The 16,071-nt window shown below is 70.3% G+C and carries 13 protein-coding genes and 1 pseudogene; 10 read left to right on the top strand and 4 right to left on the bottom strand.

The window, feature by feature from the left end; all coding sequences use genetic code 11:
• Positions 1 to 42: 42 nt before the first annotated feature.
• From M0G41_RS01910 to M0G41_RS01890, 5 genes are all read left to right on the top strand, one after another.
• Complete coding sequence (locus tag M0G41_RS01910) at positions 43 to 558, top strand: c-type cytochrome (RefSeq protein ID WP_248204575.1); 516 nt, start codon at positions 43 to 45, stop codon at positions 556 to 558.
• A complete protein-coding gene (locus M0G41_RS01905) occupies positions 555 to 2,429 on the top strand; it encodes an ExeM/NucH family extracellular endonuclease (protein ID WP_248204574.1) in 1,875 nt (624 codons plus the stop codon). Before M0G41_RS01910 ends, M0G41_RS01905 begins: the two co-directional genes overlap by 4 nt.
• Before the next feature lie 74 nt (positions 2,430 to 2,503).
• On the top strand, positions 2,504 to 3,187 hold the full coding sequence (locus tag M0G41_RS01900; protein WP_248204572.1) for an alpha/beta hydrolase: 684 nt from the start codon (positions 2,504 to 2,506) through the stop codon (positions 3,185 to 3,187).
• Positions 3,184 to 4,296 carry a cell division protein ZapE gene (gene zapE, locus M0G41_RS01895; protein WP_248204570.1) on the top strand — a complete coding sequence of 371 codons (1,113 nt, stop codon included), beginning with the start codon at positions 3,184 to 3,186 and terminating at the stop codon, positions 4,294 to 4,296. The genes M0G41_RS01900 and zapE overlap by 4 nt, the downstream gene beginning before the upstream one ends.
• Before the next feature lie 51 nt (positions 4,297 to 4,347).
• The gene (locus M0G41_RS01890; protein WP_248204568.1) at positions 4,348 to 7,065 is read left to right on the top strand and encodes a M16 family metallopeptidase; all 2,718 of its coding nucleotides are present in this window, start codon (positions 4,348 to 4,350) and stop codon (positions 7,063 to 7,065) included.
• Positions 7,066 to 7,092: 27 nt separating this feature from the next.
• Here M0G41_RS01890 and M0G41_RS01885 read toward each other — a convergent pair whose 3' ends face one another.
• Positions 7,093 to 7,764 carry an HAD family hydrolase gene (locus M0G41_RS01885; RefSeq protein ID WP_248204566.1) on the bottom strand — a complete coding sequence of 224 codons (672 nt, stop codon included), beginning with the start codon at positions 7,762 to 7,764 and terminating at the stop codon, positions 7,093 to 7,095.
• Positions 7,765 to 8,083: 319 nt separating this feature from the next.
• Here M0G41_RS01885 and M0G41_RS01880 point away from each other — a divergent pair, with 319 nt between their 5' ends.
• Positions 8,084 to 8,560: a hypothetical protein gene (locus tag M0G41_RS01880; protein WP_248204565.1), complete on the top strand. Its 477-nt coding sequence runs from the start codon at positions 8,084 to 8,086 to the stop codon at positions 8,558 to 8,560.
• Between the two features lie 252 nt (positions 8,561 to 8,812).
• On the opposite strand, the gene M0G41_RS01875 is transcribed toward M0G41_RS01880, so the two are convergent.
• Complete coding sequence (locus M0G41_RS01875) at positions 8,813 to 9,217, bottom strand: hypothetical protein (protein WP_248204564.1); 405 nt, start codon at positions 9,215 to 9,217, stop codon at positions 8,813 to 8,815.
• Between the two features lie 118 nt (positions 9,218 to 9,335).
• On the opposite strand from M0G41_RS01875, the gene M0G41_RS01870 reads away from it, so the two are divergent.
• The 4 genes and pseudogenes from M0G41_RS01870 to M0G41_RS01855 form a co-directional block, all read left to right on the top strand.
• Positions 9,336 to 10,262, top strand: a complete 927-nt coding sequence (locus M0G41_RS01870) for a DMT family transporter (RefSeq protein ID WP_248204563.1) — start codon at positions 9,336 to 9,338, stop codon at positions 10,260 to 10,262.
• A 12-nt stretch (positions 10,263 to 10,274) separates the two neighbouring features.
• Complete coding sequence (locus M0G41_RS01865) at positions 10,275 to 11,213, top strand: LpxL/LpxP family acyltransferase (protein ID WP_248204562.1); 939 nt, start codon at positions 10,275 to 10,277, stop codon at positions 11,211 to 11,213.
• Positions 11,210 to 11,716 carry a PH domain-containing protein gene (locus M0G41_RS01860; protein ID WP_248204561.1) on the top strand — a complete coding sequence of 169 codons (507 nt, stop codon included), beginning with the start codon at positions 11,210 to 11,212 and terminating at the stop codon, positions 11,714 to 11,716. Before M0G41_RS01865 ends, M0G41_RS01860 begins: the two co-directional genes overlap by 4 nt.
• A pseudogene (locus M0G41_RS01855) lies at positions 11,682 to 13,166 on the top strand (PH domain-containing protein); the annotation flags it as partial. The gene M0G41_RS01860 and the pseudogene M0G41_RS01855, both read left to right, overlap by 35 nt.
• A 42-nt stretch (positions 13,167 to 13,208) precedes the next feature.
• On the opposite strand, the gene M0G41_RS01850 reads toward M0G41_RS01855, so the two are convergent.
• Together M0G41_RS01850 and trkA are read right to left on the bottom strand one after the other, a co-directional pair.
• Positions 13,209 to 14,675, bottom strand: a complete 1,467-nt coding sequence (locus M0G41_RS01850) for a TrkH family potassium uptake protein (RefSeq protein ID WP_248204559.1) — start codon at positions 14,673 to 14,675, stop codon at positions 13,209 to 13,211.
• Between the two features lie 2 nt (positions 14,676 to 14,677).
• Positions 14,678 to 16,054, bottom strand: coding sequence for a Trk system potassium transporter TrkA (trkA, locus tag M0G41_RS01845; RefSeq protein ID WP_248204557.1), 1,377 nt, complete (start codon positions 16,052 to 16,054; stop codon positions 14,678 to 14,680).
• Positions 16,055 to 16,071: the final 17 nt, after the last annotated feature.

Genomic DNA, 16,071 nt, shown 5'->3' with positions numbered 1-16,071 from the left:
CGCCGGCCCCCGCCGACGCAGCCCCGCATCGCCAGGTGCCCCGTGCGCAATTACGACCTTGAATTCCTGAAGCATTTCTCGATGGTCATCGCCTTTCTGGTGCTGGTGACCGCGTTCCTGATCGGCGCCGCGGTGTGGCTGCACGAGGGACGCGCTGTTGATGAGGACCCCGTGGCGCAGTCCAAGCTGGCAGATCGCCTGCAGCCGGCCGGTGCCGTCTATGCCGGCGAGACCGGTGCGGCGGCCCTGGCCGCGGCCCAGGAGGCCGCCCGCGCGGCTGCGGCCTCGCAGGTCGCCTACGGCGGCAGCACCGATGGTGGGATGATCTACAGCAACCTGTGTGGTGCCTGCCACAACTCCGGCGCCGGTGGCGCCCCGAAGATGGAGAAGGCCGCCTGGACTGCGCGCATCGCGCAGGGCGAGGAGACCCTCATCCGCCATGCGATCGAAGGCTACCAGGGCGAGGCCGGCATCATGCCCGCGCGCGGTGGCAACCCGGCGCTCAACGACGAACAGGTCGCGGCTTCGGTCCGCTGGATGCTCGACAACCTGAAATGACCGGGTTTCGTTATCGCGACGTTAACGCCGCCCCCCGGGCGGCGTTTTTGTATCCGCGGCTGGCCATCGGCCTGCTGCTGAGCCTTGGCCTTGCCGCCTGCGAGCCGACGCCGATGCCCGGACCGGTGGCCCAGCCGCCGGTGGCCAAGGGGCCGCCGCGCAGCATCGGCGACGTCCAGGGCCCCGCCGCGCGCAGCCCCTACGAGGGCCAGACGGTTACCGTCCAGGGCGTGGTCACCGGCAACTTCGTCAGCGGACTGGAAGGTTTTTTCATGCAGGACGCCAGCGGCGCCGAGGATGGCGACCGGGCTACCAGCGACGGCCTGTTCGTCAGCTGGAAGCGCGACGCCCAGCCGAAGGTGCGCCGCGGCGAACGGCTCTCGGTCACCGGACGTGTCGTGGAGCTTGGCGCGCGCGCGCCTACCCTGACCGCCCTGGTCGATGCGCGGATCGAGGTGCTGGGCCGCGCCGCGGTGCAGGCCACGACCCTGTCGCGGGCGCCGGCCCGTGCTGCCGACTGGGAGGCGCTGGAGGGCATGTGGCTGCGCCTGCCCGGTCCGCTGGTGATCAGTGGCAATGCCAATCTCAGCCGGTTCGGCGAGCTCCACATGGCCTTCGGCGAGCGTCTGCGGGCGCCCACCGACATCGCGTCGCCGGGGGCCAAGGCCCAGGCCGTCGAGGACGAGAATCGCCGCCGCGGCCTGATCATCGATGACGCCCGCGGCAGCGAGTATCCGAACCGGCTGTGGTTCCTCGACCCGCCGCTTTCGAACGAGAACCCCCTGCGCGCCGGCTCCCTGGTCTACGGCGTTGAGGGCGTGCTCGACGCCCGTCACGGCAGCTGGCGCCTGCAGCTGACTGAGAAGCTCGGGCGCATCGAGCAGGCGCCACGACCGGCCATGCCGGTGCTGCCCAAGGGCCTGAGGCTGGTCAGCTACAACCTTGGCAACCTGTTCAATGGCAACGGCCGGGGCGGAGGATTCCCCACCGAGCGCGGCGCCAGCAGCCGCCAGGAATACCAGCGCCAGCGCGACAAGCACGTGGCCGTGCTGGCGGCCCTGCAGCCGGATATCGCGGCGCTGTCCGAGGTCGAGAACGAGCCGCTCGACGAACGTAGCGCCCTCGGCGACCTGGTGGCCGCCCTCAACCGGGCGCTGGGCGAGGCGGGCGACTATCGCGCGGTGGTCGGTGACAGTCCCGGTGGCCCGATCCAGGTCGCCCTGATCTACCGTGCCGGCCGGGTCGGCGTCGAGGGTGAGGCGGTGACCCTGACGACAGGCCCGTTCGCGCATGGCAGCCGGCCGCCGCTGGCCCAGGGCTTCATCGACTTCCCCAGTGGCCGACAGCTGACCGTGGTCGCCAACCACTTCAAGTCGAAGGGGAGCTGTCCCGAGTCGGGCAACGGCGAGGCCGGTGATCTCGACGCCGCCGACGGACAGGGCTGCTGGAACGCCAAGCGGGTCGCCTCGGCGCGGGCCCTTGATCTGTGGATGAAGTCCGACCCGACCGGCATCGACACCCCGCATCGGGTGCTGCTCGGCGACTTCAACGCCTACACGCGCGAGGACCCCCTACGCCTGCTGCGCTCGCTGGGCTGGCGCGACGCGCTGCCGATCCGCGGCGAGGACCTGCGCCACCACAGCTTCGTGTTCAACGGCCAGGCGGGCAGCCTCGACCATGCCCTGGTCAGCCCCAGCCTGGCCGGGGCGATCACCGCCGCCCTGGTCTGGCAGATCAACAGCGACGAGGCCGAGGTCTTCGACTACAACCTCGAGCGCCGCCCCGCCGACCTGTACCGTGCCGAACCCTTCGCCACCTCGGACCATGACCCGTTGGTCATGGTGCTCGACCTCGAGCGCGCCGCGCAGTAGGGCGGCGCCCGGACGGCGCAAGCCACCGGCCCCTCCAGTATGATCCCAGCCTCGTCTTGCAACCCCGGAACCCGATGAGCAACCAGGACACCGGCTTCCCCGACAGCACCGGCGAGGTTCTCCTGCAGGGTGCCGCCGGGACCATCGAAGCGGTGGTCGACCGGCCCGAGGCCGACTGCGCGCGGGCCGGCGTGGCGGTGATCTGCCACCCGCATCCGCTGCACGGCGGCACCATGCACAACAAGGTGGTGACCATGATCGAGCGCTCGCTGCGCGAGGTCGGTCTGACCACCGTGCGCTTCAACTTCCGCGGCGTCGGCAAGAGCGAGGGCGAGCACGACAACGGCCGTGGCGAGACCCTCGACCTGCTGACCGTGGCCGAATGGGTTGGCCATCAGCGGCCCAACGATGCCCTGTGGCTGGCCGGCTTCAGCTTTGGCGCCTACGTCGCCCTGCTCGGTGCCCGCCATCTGCCGCTCAAGCAGATGATCTCGATCGCTCCTCCCGCCGGCCGCTGGGATTTCTCCGCGGTGCTGCCGCCGACCTGCCCCTGGCTGGTGGTGATGGGCGAGGACGATGACGTGGTCGAGCCGCAGCAGGTCTACGACTGGATCGAGGGCATGCCCACCGCCGAGCGGCCGAACCTGATCCGCATGCCGGAGACCGGGCATTTCTTCCATCGCCGGCTGATGGACCTGCGTGGCGCGATCAAGAACGGCGTGCGCAGCAACCTGCCACCGCTGCTGCAGAGCGCGTGAGCCGGGAGGCCGACACCCGCGACATCCCGCCCGGACGGGCCTACGCAGAGGGCGTCGCCAGCGGCAGGTGGGAGGATGATCCGGCCCAGCGTGCCGTGCTCCGCGAGTTCGACCGCATCCACCACGCCCTGCACCCGCGCCTGGGAAGCGGCCTGCTGGACCGCCTGCGCGCGCGCTTCAATCCGCCGCCCGTGCCCAAGGGCCTGTACCTGTGGGGAGGCGTCGGCCGCGGCAAGACCTTCCTGGTCGACCTGTTCTACGAGCACCTGCCGGGCACGGCGAAACGACGGGTGCACTTCCATCGCTTCATGGGCGAGGTGCACGGCCGGCTGGCGGCGCTCGGCGAGACCCGCGACCCGCTGGTCCAGATCGCCGGCGATATCGCCGCCGAGGCAAGGGTCCTCTGCCTCGACGAGTTCTTCGTCAGCGATATCGGCGACGCGATGATCCTCGGCCGGCTGCTGGACCGCCTGTTCGCCGAGGGAGTGGTCCTGGTCACCACCTCGAACACCGTACCCGACCAGCTCTACCGCGACGGCCTGCAGCGCGCGCGCTTCCTGCCGGCGATCGAGCTGATCAACCGCCACTGCGTCGTCCAGTTCATGGAGAGCAGCACCGATTACCGCCTGCGCACGCTGACCCAGGCGCCGGTCTACCACCATCCGCTGAACGGGCTCACCGAAAGCGCGATGCAGGACTTCTACGAAAAGCTCACCTGCGACACCCTGCGCGAGGGCGAGCCGCTGGAGATCAACGGCCGGCTGATTCCGGCGATCGATTTCTGCGAAGGCGTGGCCTGGCTCGAGTACAAGGCGCTCTGCGAGGGCCCGCGCTCGGTGGCCGACTACATCGAGCTGGCCCGCGACTTCCACACCGTGCTGGTCGCCCACGTTCCCCAGTTCACGGTGCAGACGGAGAACGAGGCGCGCCGCTTCGTCCACCTGGTCGACGAGTTCTACGACCGCAACGTCAACCTGATCCTGTCCGCCGAGGTGCCGCTCACCGAGCTCTACCGCGGCGAGAAGCTGCGCGCCGAGTTCGAGCGCACCGAGAGCCGCCTGATCGAGATGCAGAGCGAGGCCTACCTGGCCCGCGCCCACAAGCCCTGAGCCTGCCGTTTCATCGCGGCGCCGCGGCGTCGCCCGACCGGAGACCTGCCGATGAGATCCCTCCACGCCATCCTGCTCGTCCTGCTGGCCTTCGGTGCCGCCCGCGCCGCTGAGGTGCCCGATCCGGATGACCTGCGCATCGCCCACGAGCGCTTCACCCTCGACAACGGTCTCGAGGTGGTGGTGCACAGCGACCACTCGGTGCCGATCGTGGCGGTGAACGTCTGGTACAAGGTCGGCTCGCGCGACGAGCAGGCCGGGCGCACCGGCTTCGCCCATCTGTTCGAGCACTTCTTCTTCAACGGCAGCGAGAACCATCCGCACGGTTTCCGCGAGGCCATGGACGACCTCGGCGCCAACAACCGCAACGGCACCACCAACACCGACCGCACCAACTTCTTCGAGGATGTGCCGGTCTCGGCGCTGGAGCGCACGCTCTATCTGGAAGCCGACCGCATGGGCTTCCTCGCCGGCCACATCAGCCAGGAGATGCTGACCCGCGAGCAGGGCGTGGTGCAGAACGAGAAGCGCCAGCGCGAGAACCAGCCCTACGGCCAGGTGTTCAACCGCCTGGTCGAGCAGATGTATCCCGCCGGGCATCCCTACAGCTGGTCGACCATCGGCCGCATGGAGGACCTCAAGGCCGCCACCCTGGACGACGTGCGCGACTGGTACCGCGCCTGGTATGGCCCGAACAACGCCGTGCTGGCGCTGGCCGGTGACATCACGGTCGAACGGGCGCGGGCGCTGGTCGAGAAGTACTTCGGCGCCATCCCGCCGGGCGCGCCGGTGACCCGGCTCGACGCCCAGGTGCCGCGGCTGTCCAGTCCGATCCTCGACCGCATGCAGGACCGCGTGCCGCAGTCGCGGCTGTACATGGCCTGGCACATGCCGCCGCTGGGTAGCGCCGCCGTGCACGACATGGAGCTGTTCGCCGGCGTGCTCTCCGGCAGCGACAGCGCGCCGCTCGATCGCCGTCTGGTCTTCGAGACCCAGCTGGCGACCCAGGTCGGTGCCTTCGTCTGGGACAAGCAGCTGAGCAGCACCCTGATCGTCACCGCGACCCTGGCCAAGGGCGCCGACCCGGCCGCGCTGGAGCGCGAGGTCCAGGCCGTGCTTGCCGCCAGCCTGGAAAAGCTCCCGGCCAAGGCCGAGCTCGACCGGGCGCGGACCCGCCTGCTGGCCGGCTTTGCCCGCGGCAGCGAGCGCCTGGGCGGCTTTGGCGGTCGCTCCGACGTACTGGCCGAAGGGCTGGCCCTGCAGGGCGACAGCGAGGCCTATCTGTCCCGTCTGCGCGATCTTGCCGGGCGCTCCGCGGAGCAGATACGGCAGAGCGCCTTCAGCGTGCTCGACCAGCCGCACTACCAGCTCTGGGTCGAGCCCTTTCCCGAACTGAAGGCCGGCGCCGAGCAGATCGACCGCTCCGTTCTGCCGGCGCTGGACGCGCCGCCCGAGGTCCGCTTCCCCGAGATCCAGCGCTTTGCCCTCGACAACGGCCTGAGGGTGATGCTGATGGAGCGTCAGGGCGTGCCCCTGGTGCAGATGGCGCTGACCGTCAACGGGGGCTATGCGAGTGATCCGGCCGAGGCCCCAGGCACCGCCCAGCTGGCCCTCGACCTGCTGCCCAAGGGCAGCAAGGACAGCGACGCCTTTGCCATCGCCGACCGCCGCGACGCGCTCGGCGCGACCCTCGGCGTCGGCAGCAGCCTTAACCTGTCGTTCGTCTCGATGACCGCGCTCAAGGCCAATCTCGATCCCTCGCTGGACCTGTTGGCCGAGGTGGTCCGCGAGCCGGCCTTCCCCGAGGACATGGTCGGCCTGCAGCGCAAGCAGCAGCTGGCGGCGATCGCCCAGCAGGCCGCCAACCCGTTCGGCGCAGCGCAGCGCCGAGTGCCGGTCCTGGTCTATGGGGCCGGGCATCCCTATGGCCGGCCGGCGGGCGGGCTGGGCGAGGCGGCCGCGGTCGAGGGCCTCGACCGCGAGGCGCTGCAAAGCTGGCATGCCGCCCATTTCGTGCCCGGCAACGCGACGCTGGTCGTCGCCGGGGCGATCAGCGAAAGCGAACTGCGTCCGCTGCTGCAACGCCACTTCGGCGACTGGCGCGGCGCGCGGCCCGAGGGCAGCCCGCTGCCGCCGCTGCAGGTGGCCCCGGCCGGCGAGCTGCTGCTGGTCGACAAGCCCGGCGCCGCGCAGTCGGTGATCGTCGCCGCCCAGCCCAGTGCCAGCGGCGAGATCGATCCGCTGGCGCTGGAGACGGTGATGCGCAACTTCGGCGGCATGGCCACCTCGCGACTCAATCGCAACCTGCGCCTCGACAAGCACTGGTCCTACGGCAGCAGCGGCTACATCAGCGACGCGCGCGGCGCGCCGGGGGCCTTCGTCGTGATCGCCCCTGTGCAGACCGACAAGACCGGTCCGGCCATGCAGGAGGTGCATGCCGAGATCCGCGGCCTGGCCGGCGAGCGCCCACTCGAGGGAGAGGAGCTGGAGAGCATCCTGCGCAGCCAGGTTTCGCGCCTGCCGGGACGCTTCGAGACCCTGTCGTCCCTGGTCAGCGCGGCGATCGACCTGCTGCAGAACGACCGTGAGCCGGACTACTACTACGACTACGCGAGCAACCTGCGCGGCCTCGACGGCGCGGCGCTCAATGCCGCGGCCGCAGCCGCGGTCGATCCCGAGGGCCTGCGCTGGATCGTGATCGGCGATGCCGCGCGCATCGAGGCCGAGCTGAAGGCCCTGCCCTTCATCAAGGCGGTGCGTCGGGAATAGGCCGGGCGCCGGGCGTCGCGCCGGGTCTCAGGGGGCCGGCGTGACGGCCTGCAGCGGCGACCACCAGGGCGCAAGCTCCGGGCGCCGAAGAAGGTCGGTGAGCCGCTGGATCGGCTCGGCGCCGGCCGCCGCGAGCGAAGCCGCGTCCCAGATCCCGATCAGGCCGAAGACGCGGATGCCCGCGGCCGCGGCGGCGCGGGCGCCGGTCGGCGAATCCTCGACGGCGATGCAGTCGGCCGGCCGCGTCGAGCAGCGCCGCGCCGCTTCCAGGTAGACATCCGGATGCGGCTTGCCGCGCGGCGCCTCGTGGGCGCTGACGATGCGTCCGGCAAAGCGCGCCTCCAGCCCGTGTGCGCGCAGACCTGCCTCGATCTTCCGCCGCTGGCTGCCCGAGGCGATCGCCACCGGGCGGCGCAGGGCGTCGAGCAGTTCGACCAGGCCCGGTAGCAGCGGTAGCGCGCCGCTCGCATACAGCGCAAGCGAAGCCTCGTGGTAGCGCTCACCGAGGTCACCGGGCAGGCGCACGCCGAAATCCCGCTCGATCCCGGCTAGGCACTCGGCGCTGGCCACTCCGGTGAAACGCCGCAGTGCCTGTTCGACCGACAGCGATATGCCCTGCTCGGCCAGCAGGCCGCATAGCAGGGCGTTCAAGCGCGGCTCCGAATCCAGCACCACGCCGTCGAAATCGAGGATCAGCACCGGGCGGCTCCGGACCAGGGCAGGGGCATGCTAACCCCGCGCCTTCGCCCGGGCTTGAACCGCAGCCGTCCGCTCGGGCCGCGACAGCACGCGGCCCGCCTCAGCGAGGCGGGAGACCGGACAGGCCCGAGGTCAGCCACCAGGGCTTGACCTCGAGGCTCCAGCGCCAGCTCTGGCATTCGATGACGCTGCGCTCGACCTGGGTGTAGTGATCGGGGCGCCGTGAGTGGCAGGCGGCTCGGCTCCTTTTCGTACTTGGGGATAGGAGCGGACGAAACCCGGTCGGCCCGCCCCTTCACAGCTACCAAGGAGGAGAATCATGAGAAGCCGTGCTCCCTTTCTGTGCCTGCCGGCTCTGCTGACGATGTTGATGCAGCCGGCCCATGCAGCGGAAGCCTTCATCCACGGTCAGTCCGCAGCGGTCTGCAAGCCGTCCAACCATCTGCCGACGGACCGCTACGAGTTTGACGCCGGCAGCCTGGTCAATACTGCGGAGCCGGGGAGCTGGGCGGATGTATTCATGGCAGCCTGTCCGCTGAGCGCCATCTATCCGACCCATCAGGCGACCGAATACCGGATCTGGCTGAGCGATCCCGGCCAGAACTCCGCCTATTGCCGTGTCCATCCCGCAGGTGGCCGAGACGAAACGGTGGAGTGGGTCGAATGGCGCGGAGGTCAGGGGTTGATCCAGGTGGCGACGGATCCGAAACAGCGCGGTGTGGACATCACTGCCCACTGCCTGATCTGGCCCGGCGCCTCGATCGATCGATTGGAAGTAGTGTTTGAGCCACGCTGAAGCGCCAGGCGCGTTGTAGGTGTCGCGCGGGTCGTGGTGGCCGGGGTGGGGCCACCCTGTGCAGCTTCCGCCCCGGCTCGATCCGGCCCATGCAGTCGCCTTCCGATGCCGGAACCGGGTGTCAGGCGGGGTGTCAGGCGGGATCCACTGCTGCGGAGCCTCCCGACCGGCTCTTGGATCCGTGCTCGCGGCGCGATTCTGCGCGGAAGCGCGAACGGCTGCGGGTCTGGCCCGCTGCCAGCGGGCCTCGGTTCAACGTTGGGAGAAATCCGGCAGGCCCGAGGTCAACCACCAGGCCTTGTCCTCGACGCTCCAGCGCCAGGTCTGGCGGTCGATGACGCTGCGCTCGACCTGGGTGTTGCGGTTGACCAGGCGGATCTCGACGATCTGCTCGTACTCGCCCTCGCCGACCTGCTGGCTGCCCTGCACGTAGTACCCCGCGACCTGCAGCTGGGCCAGACGGCGTTCCTCGAGGCTGCTCGGCGCCTGCTTCTCGCGCAGGTCGGGGTCGACAAAGGCCAGAGCGCCGGTCAGATCGCCCCAGCGGATCGTGCTCTGGTAGGCGTACAGGGTCTCCTGCAGCTTGCTGGTGCTGCCGCTCTTGCCTGCGCAGGCGCCGAGCAGCAGGAGGGTAAGCAGGATCAAGGCATGGCGCATGGGGCGTCCTCGGTCGGGTCCGCCGGCAGCATACCCGGGGGGGCGGCCCTTGCAAGCCGGTACGCCACCGCTGCGCCCGGCCGCCTACACTGCGCGCCCGCCTCCCAGAGTTGCCCGCATGTCCCTGCATACCGTTTCCGGCCGCTGGCAGCTCGGCCTGCTGCTCGCCTTCGCCACCGCCTCGTTCTGGGCCACCCTGCCGGTGGCCCTGAAGGGCGTGCTCGGGGCGCTGGACGCGCTGACCGTGACCTGGTTCCGCTTCGCCTTTGCCGCGCTGGGCATGGGCCTGTGGCTGGCCAGCCGCCGCGGCTTCGCGCCGCTGGCCCGGCTGGCACCTCGGCACTGGGGGCTGCTGCTGCTCGCCGGAGCAACGCTGATCGGCAACTACGTGTTCTACCTGTTCGGCCTCGACCGTACCTCACCGGGCAATGCCCAGCTGCTGATCCAGCTCGCCCCCCTGCTGATGGCGCTGGGCGGGATCTTCGTCTTCGGCGAGCGCTTCAGCCTCGGCCAGTGGCTCGGCCTGCTCCTGGTCACCGGCGGCCTCGGACTCTTCTTCGCCGATCAGCTCGGCCGGCAGGCCGACGCCGGCGCCTACGGCACGGGCGCCGCGCTGATCGTGCTGGCCGCCCTGGTCTGGGCGATCTACGCGCTGCTGCAGAAGCAGCTGCTGCGCCAGCTCGGCTCGCAGACCATCCTCTGGTGCATCTACCTGCTGGCGGCGGTCGTGCTGCTGCCCTTCGCCGAGCCGGCCCGGCTGTGGACGCTGTCCTCAACACAGTGGTGGCTTCTGGTCTACTGCGCGTTCAACACTCTGGCTGCCTACGGCGCCTTCGCCGAGGCGCTCGCCCACTGGGAGGCCTCGCGGGTCTCGGTGGTGCTGGCGCTGACCCCGCTGCTGACCCTGGTCACGGTCGAGGTGGCGCATCGCCTGGCGCCGGTCTGGGTCAGCCCGGAGTCGATCGGCCTGCTGGGCGGCCTCGGTGCGGCCCTGGTGGTCGGCGGATCGATCCTGACCAGCCTGCTCGGCCGGCGGCGCGTTTAGACTCGGGCCCCCATGACCGCTCCCAACCGCTGGCTGACAACCATCGCCCGGACCCTGCTTGGCCTGCTCGGCGCCCTGCCGCTGGCGGCCCTGCAGCGGCTGGCTGCGGCGCTGGCCTGGTGCAGTGCGCGTCTGGATACGCGCGAGTCGCGGGTGGCCCGGGTCAACGTGGCGCTGTGCTTCGCCCGGCGCGACGCCGCCACGCGTAAGGCGATGCACCGCGCCACGCTCCGCCACACGGCCTGCGCCGTGCTCGAATGCGCGCGGATCTGGACCCGCCCAGCGGCCGCCAGCCAGCGCTGGATCGTCGAGGTCCACGGTCGCGAGCTGCTCGACGCGGCGCGGGCCGACGGCCGCGGGGTGATCGTCGCCGCGCCGCACCTTGGCAACTGGGAGCTGTTCGGCCACTACCTTGCCGCCTGTGGGCCTCTGTCCATCGTCTACCGCGAGCCGCAGTGGGGGCCGGCCGGGGAGATCCTGCTCAGCGGCCGCGGCGGCGATGCCGTCGAGCAGCTGCCGGCGCAGCCCTCCAGCGTGCGCAAGATGCTCAAGGCGCTGAAGGACGGTCGCATCCTCGGCATCCTTCCGGACCAGCAGCCCAAGGTCGGCGAGGGCGAGTTCGCGCCCTTCTTCGGCCGCCCGGCGCTGACCATGACCCTGCTCTCCCGGCTGGCCGCGCGGGCCGGGGTCGAGGTGGTCTTCGGCGTCGCCCGGCGGCTGCCGGACGCGCGCGGCTTTGCTGTGCATTTCCTGCCGGCCCTGCCGGGCATTGCCGATCCCGATCCCGGGGTCGCCACCGCGGCGCTGAACGCCGGCGTCGAGGCCTGCGTCGCCCTGGCCCCCGAGCAGTACCAGTGGACCTACAAGCGCTTCTCGCGGGCCGCGCCGGGGCTGACCAATCCCTATCTTGCCGGTCACGCGCCAGCCGCCGACGCGTCGGGGGATGCATGAGCGCAGAATCGAACGAGCTGGACAGCTTCGAGGCCCTGCACCCGCGGGCGATCCTCGGCATGCGGATGACCGCCTGCCTGGTCGGCATGGGCTTCGGCCTGGTGCCCGTGCTGGCCCTGTGGATCGTTCTGAGGGCCAACGAGTGGGTGCCCGACGAGCGCTGGATGCTGGGCCTGCTGGCGCTGGCCGTCGGCGCGCTGGCGGTGATGCTCGGCTGGCGCTACGCCGCCCTGCGCTTCGCCCGCACCCGCTACCGTCTCGATGCACGGGGCCTGGAGATCCGCCGCGGCGTCTGGTGGCGCAGCCGCATCCGCGTGCTGCGCTCGCGGGTCCAGCACACCGATGTCCACCAGGGGCCGCTGGACCGGCGTTGGGGCCTTGCCGACCTGACCGTGTTCACCGCCGGCACCGAATCCGCCGCGATCCGTCTCGCCGGCCTGCCAGCCGAGCGCGCGCTGGCGCTGCGCGATGCCTTGCTGCAGGGCCATGACCGGCAGCTCTGAGCGCGCCGAGGCCCTGGTCGCCGCCGGCGAGCGCCGGCTGCACCCGTGGTCCTGGCTGTTCGTGCTGCTGGCCCAGCTGCGCGAGTTCGCCCTTCCGCTGATCGCCCTGCTGGTCTTCGGCCGCGGCGGCGACTGGCAGGAAGCCGCGGCCGCCGTCGCCGCCGGTGCACTGACCCTGGCCGCGGTGTTCCGCTACTACACCTATCGTTTCCGCATCGAACGCGACGAGCTGGTGGTCCGCTCGGGCTGGTTCACCCGCGCCGAGCGCCACGTGCCCTTCGCCCGGATCAGCAATATCGTGCTGCAGCAGAACCTGCTGCACCGTCTGTTCAAGGTCGCCGAGGTGCGCCTCGAGTCCGCCCGCGCCGGAGTCGAGGCCGAAGCGCAGATGCGCGTGCTTTCGCTGCGCGATGCCGAGTCGCTGGAATCGCTGATCCGCGCAGCCCGACGCGAGGCGCAGGATCCCCGCGGGGCCGGCACCGAGGCATCCGCCGGAATCGCCGAAGCGGGCGAGCCGCTGCTGCGGATTCCGCTGCACCACCTGATCTGGCTCGGGCTGTCCAGCAACCGCGGCATGATCGTCATCGCCGCCATTTTCGGTGCCGCCTGGCAGCTGGATATCGGCAGCATGGGGCGGATGGCCGCCAACGGCGCGGAGTCGGTCTACCAATGGCTGGGCGGCGTGGTCTTCGGCCTGTCCTTCCTGCTCACCGCGGTGCTGCTGTTCACCGCTGCCTCGCTGGCCCTGCGCCTGCTGGGCGTGATCCTGACCGTGCTGCGCTTCCATGGCTTCACCCTTCGCGAAGAAGGCGTGCGCCTGTCCGCCGAAGGTGGCCTGCTGACCCGGCTACGTGCGCATGTGCCGGTGCACAAGGTGCAGCGCTGGATCCTCGGCGAACCCTTCCTGCTGCGCGCCGTGGGCCTGCGCACCCTCAGCGCGGAGACCGCCGGCAGCGCCGCGGTAAACGAGGAGCGCGCCGGTGAGTCACTGGTGCCGGTGGCGCCGCGACAGCGGGCTGATGCCCTGCTGCGGCGCTGGCTGCCCGAGGCCGATCTGGAGGCGCTGGACTGGGAGCCGGTGCATCCGCTGGCCTGGCGCCGCTGGGCGCTGTGGCCGTCGCTGATCGTGCTCGGCATCGTCTGCATGCAGCTGATCGGCTTCGGCCCGCAGGCCATGCCCATGCTGGCCGCGGTCCTGCTGCCCATCCAGCATGCCCGGGCCAGCGCCCGCTTCGCCGGTTTCGCCCGCCGCGGTAACCTGCTGTTCTGGCGCTACGGCTGGCTGGAGCGCGAGTGGCAGATGCTCGATCTGTCGCGTATCCAGGTGCTGCGTCTCGTGCAAAGCCCGTTCGACCGCCGCGCCGGAATGGCCGATCTGGTGGCGGACAGCGCCGGGGCCTCGCAGTGGCGCGGCGCCACGGTGCTGCGCTCCCTGCCCTACGCGGTCGCCCGCGAGCTGCTCGCCGAGCTCAGCGCAGAGCTGGAGGATGCGCTACTCGCGCCAGAAGCTCGGCGTGAGCAGGACCAGCACGGAAAACACCTCCAGACGCCCCAGCAGCATGCCGAAGGTGCCGAGCCAGACCGCCACGCCGTTGACGTCGGCGAAGTTGCTGGCGACGTCGCCGAGGCCGGGGCCGAGGTTGGCGAAGGTCGCCACCGTGGCGCCGAAGCTGGACAGGATGTCGAGCCCGGTGGCGTTCATGGCCAGGACCATGGCGATGAAGCAGAACATCCACAGCGCAATGAAGCCGGACACCGATAGCACGACGCTCTCGGACACCGGACGCCCGCCCATCTTGACCAGGAACCGCCCTCGCGGGTGGACCAGCTGCTTGACCTCGCGGTAGCCCTGGCGCATCAGCATGACCACGCGGGCAATCTTCAGTCCCGAGGTGGTCGAGCCGGCGCAGCCGCCGATGATCGCAAGGCCGACCAGCAGCAGCGGCGCCATGCCGGACCAGGCCGAGAACCCGGTGGTGGCGAAACCGGTGGTGGTGATGTTCGAGACCACCTGGAAGGTGGCGTGGCGGAAGGCATCGTAGGGGCTTTCGAAGTCGCCGCCGAGGAACAGGATCAGGCCGACCACAACGCTCACCACGCCGACGATGCGCAGGAAGGCCTTGAGCTCGGAGTCGGTGAAGAACACGCCCATGGTGGCCCGCCGCCAGGCCAGGAAATGCAGGCCGAAGTTGATGCCGCCGACCAGCATGAAGACCACCGCGATCCACTCCAGCAGGTCGCTGTCGAAGTGGCCGAAGCTGGCGTCGTAGGGCGAGAAGCCGGCGGTGGAGATGGTCGCCATCGCGTGGCAGACGGCGTCGAACAGGTTCATGCCGCCCGCCCAGAAGGCCAGCGCGCAGAGCAGGTTCAGCCCGATGTACACGCCCCACAGGGCCTTGGCGGTGTCGGCGATGCGCGGGGTGAGCTTGGTGTCGCGGGTCATCCCGCCGCTTTCGGCGCGGAACAGCTGGGTGCCGCCGATCTTCAGCATCGGCAGGATCGCCACCGAGAGCACGACCACGCCCATGCCGCCGATGAACTGCAGGAACTGGCGGTAGAACAGCACCGATTTCGGCAGCTCGTCGAGGCCGACGATGATGGTCGCCCCGGTGGTGGTCAGGCCCGAGGTCGCCTCGAACATCGCCGCGGTGAAGCTGAGGTTGGGCGGCGCATACATGAAGGGCAGCGAAGACACGAGGCTGGCCAGCAGCCAGGTCAGGGTCACGATGAGGAAGCCGTCGCGCAGGCGCAGTTCGTAGTGGACCTGGCGGAACGGCCACCAGAGCAGGGCACCGAGCGCCGCGGTCAGAGCGAAGCTGCTGAAGAACACGTGCGCGGTGTCCTCGCCGAGCGCGACGGCGAGCAGGGCCGGAGGCAGCTTGGAGAACGAGGAGAGCGCGATGATCACGCCGAGCACCCGGAGCATGGCCTTCAGCCGCAGCGGCAGTGACTCGAGCACGCTCAGATCCAGGTCGCGTCGGTGCGGAACAGCGCTTCCACCTTGGACAGCTGGCGCTTGTCGACCAGGAACACGATGACGTGGTCGTTGGGCTCGATCACCACGTCATGGTGCGCGATCAGCAGCTTCTCGCCACGGACGATGCCGCCGATGGTGGCGGCATCGGGCAGCTGCAGCTCCTCCAGCGCGCGGCCGATCACCTTGGACGTGCGCCGGTCGCCGACCGCGACCGCCTCGATCGCCTCGGCCATGCCGCGGCGCAGCGAGTGCACGCGAACCATCGTGCCCTGGCGGATCCAGGTCAGCAGGGCGCCGAGCGTTACCTGCTGCGGGCTGACCGCGATGTCGATGGTGCCGCCCTCGACCAGCTCGGCGTAGGCCGGGCGGTTGATCAGGGCGATGACCCGCTGGCAACCGAGCCGCTTGGCCAGCATCGCCGAGAGGATGTTGGCCTCGTCGTCATTGGTCAGCGCGCAGTAGACGTCGGTCTGGTCGATGTTCTCCTCGCGCAGCAGGGCCTCGTCGGCGCAGTCGCCGACCAGCACGATGGAGTTGAGCAGGTCCTCGGCGATGCGCTTGGCGCGGTCCTTGCTGCGCTCCAGCACCTTGACGTTGAACTGGCTTTCCAGAGCCCGGGCGAGGTTGCGACCGATATTGCCGCCGCCGGCGATGAACACGCGCTTCACCGGCCGTTCCACCCGGCGCAGCTCGCTCATCACGGTGCGGATGTCGCGGCGGTCGGCGAGGAAGAAGACCTCGTCGCCGGACTCGATGCGGGTGCTGGCCTCGGGGATGATCGGCCGGCCGTCGCGGAAGATCGCCGCCACGCGGGCGTCGACCTCCTCGGGAAGATGGGTGCGCAGGTCGCGGATCTCGTGCCCGACCAGGGCGCCGCCGGGTACCGCGCGAACCGCCACCAGCTGGGCACGGCCGTCGGCGAAGTCCAGCACCTGCAGCGCGCCGGGATATTCGATCAGGCGCTGCACGTGCTGGCAGACCAGACCCTCCGGGCTGATCGCCACGTCCACCGCGGCGCGGGTCTTGGCGGTCAGCTCGGGGTGCTGCAGGTACTCCGCCTCGCGCAGGCGGGCGATCTTGGTCGGCGTCTTGTAGACGATATCCGCCATCTCGCAGGCGATCAGGTTGACCTCGTCGCTGGAGGTCAGGGCGATGATCAGGTCGGCGTCCTCGGCGCCGGCATGGCCGAGCACGCTGGGCAGCGAGGCATGGCCCTGCACGGTGCGGATGTCGAGCCGCTCGGCCAGCTCCTTGAGCTTGGAGGGGTCGTTGTCGACCACGGTGATGTCGTTGTTCTCCGATGACAGCGCCGCGGCCACCGAAGAGCCGACCTGGCCGGCACCGAGGATGATGATTTTCATGGCGAGCTGTGCCCCGG

This window comes from Pseudomarimonas salicorniae, from assembly GCF_023156535.1.
Taxonomy (GTDB): Bacteria; Pseudomonadota; Gammaproteobacteria; order Xanthomonadales; family Xanthomonadaceae; genus Pseudomarimonas; species Pseudomarimonas salicorniae.
The sequence above is the reverse complement of the archived record's forward strand: the minus strand, read 5'-3'. Positions and strand labels throughout refer to the sequence as shown.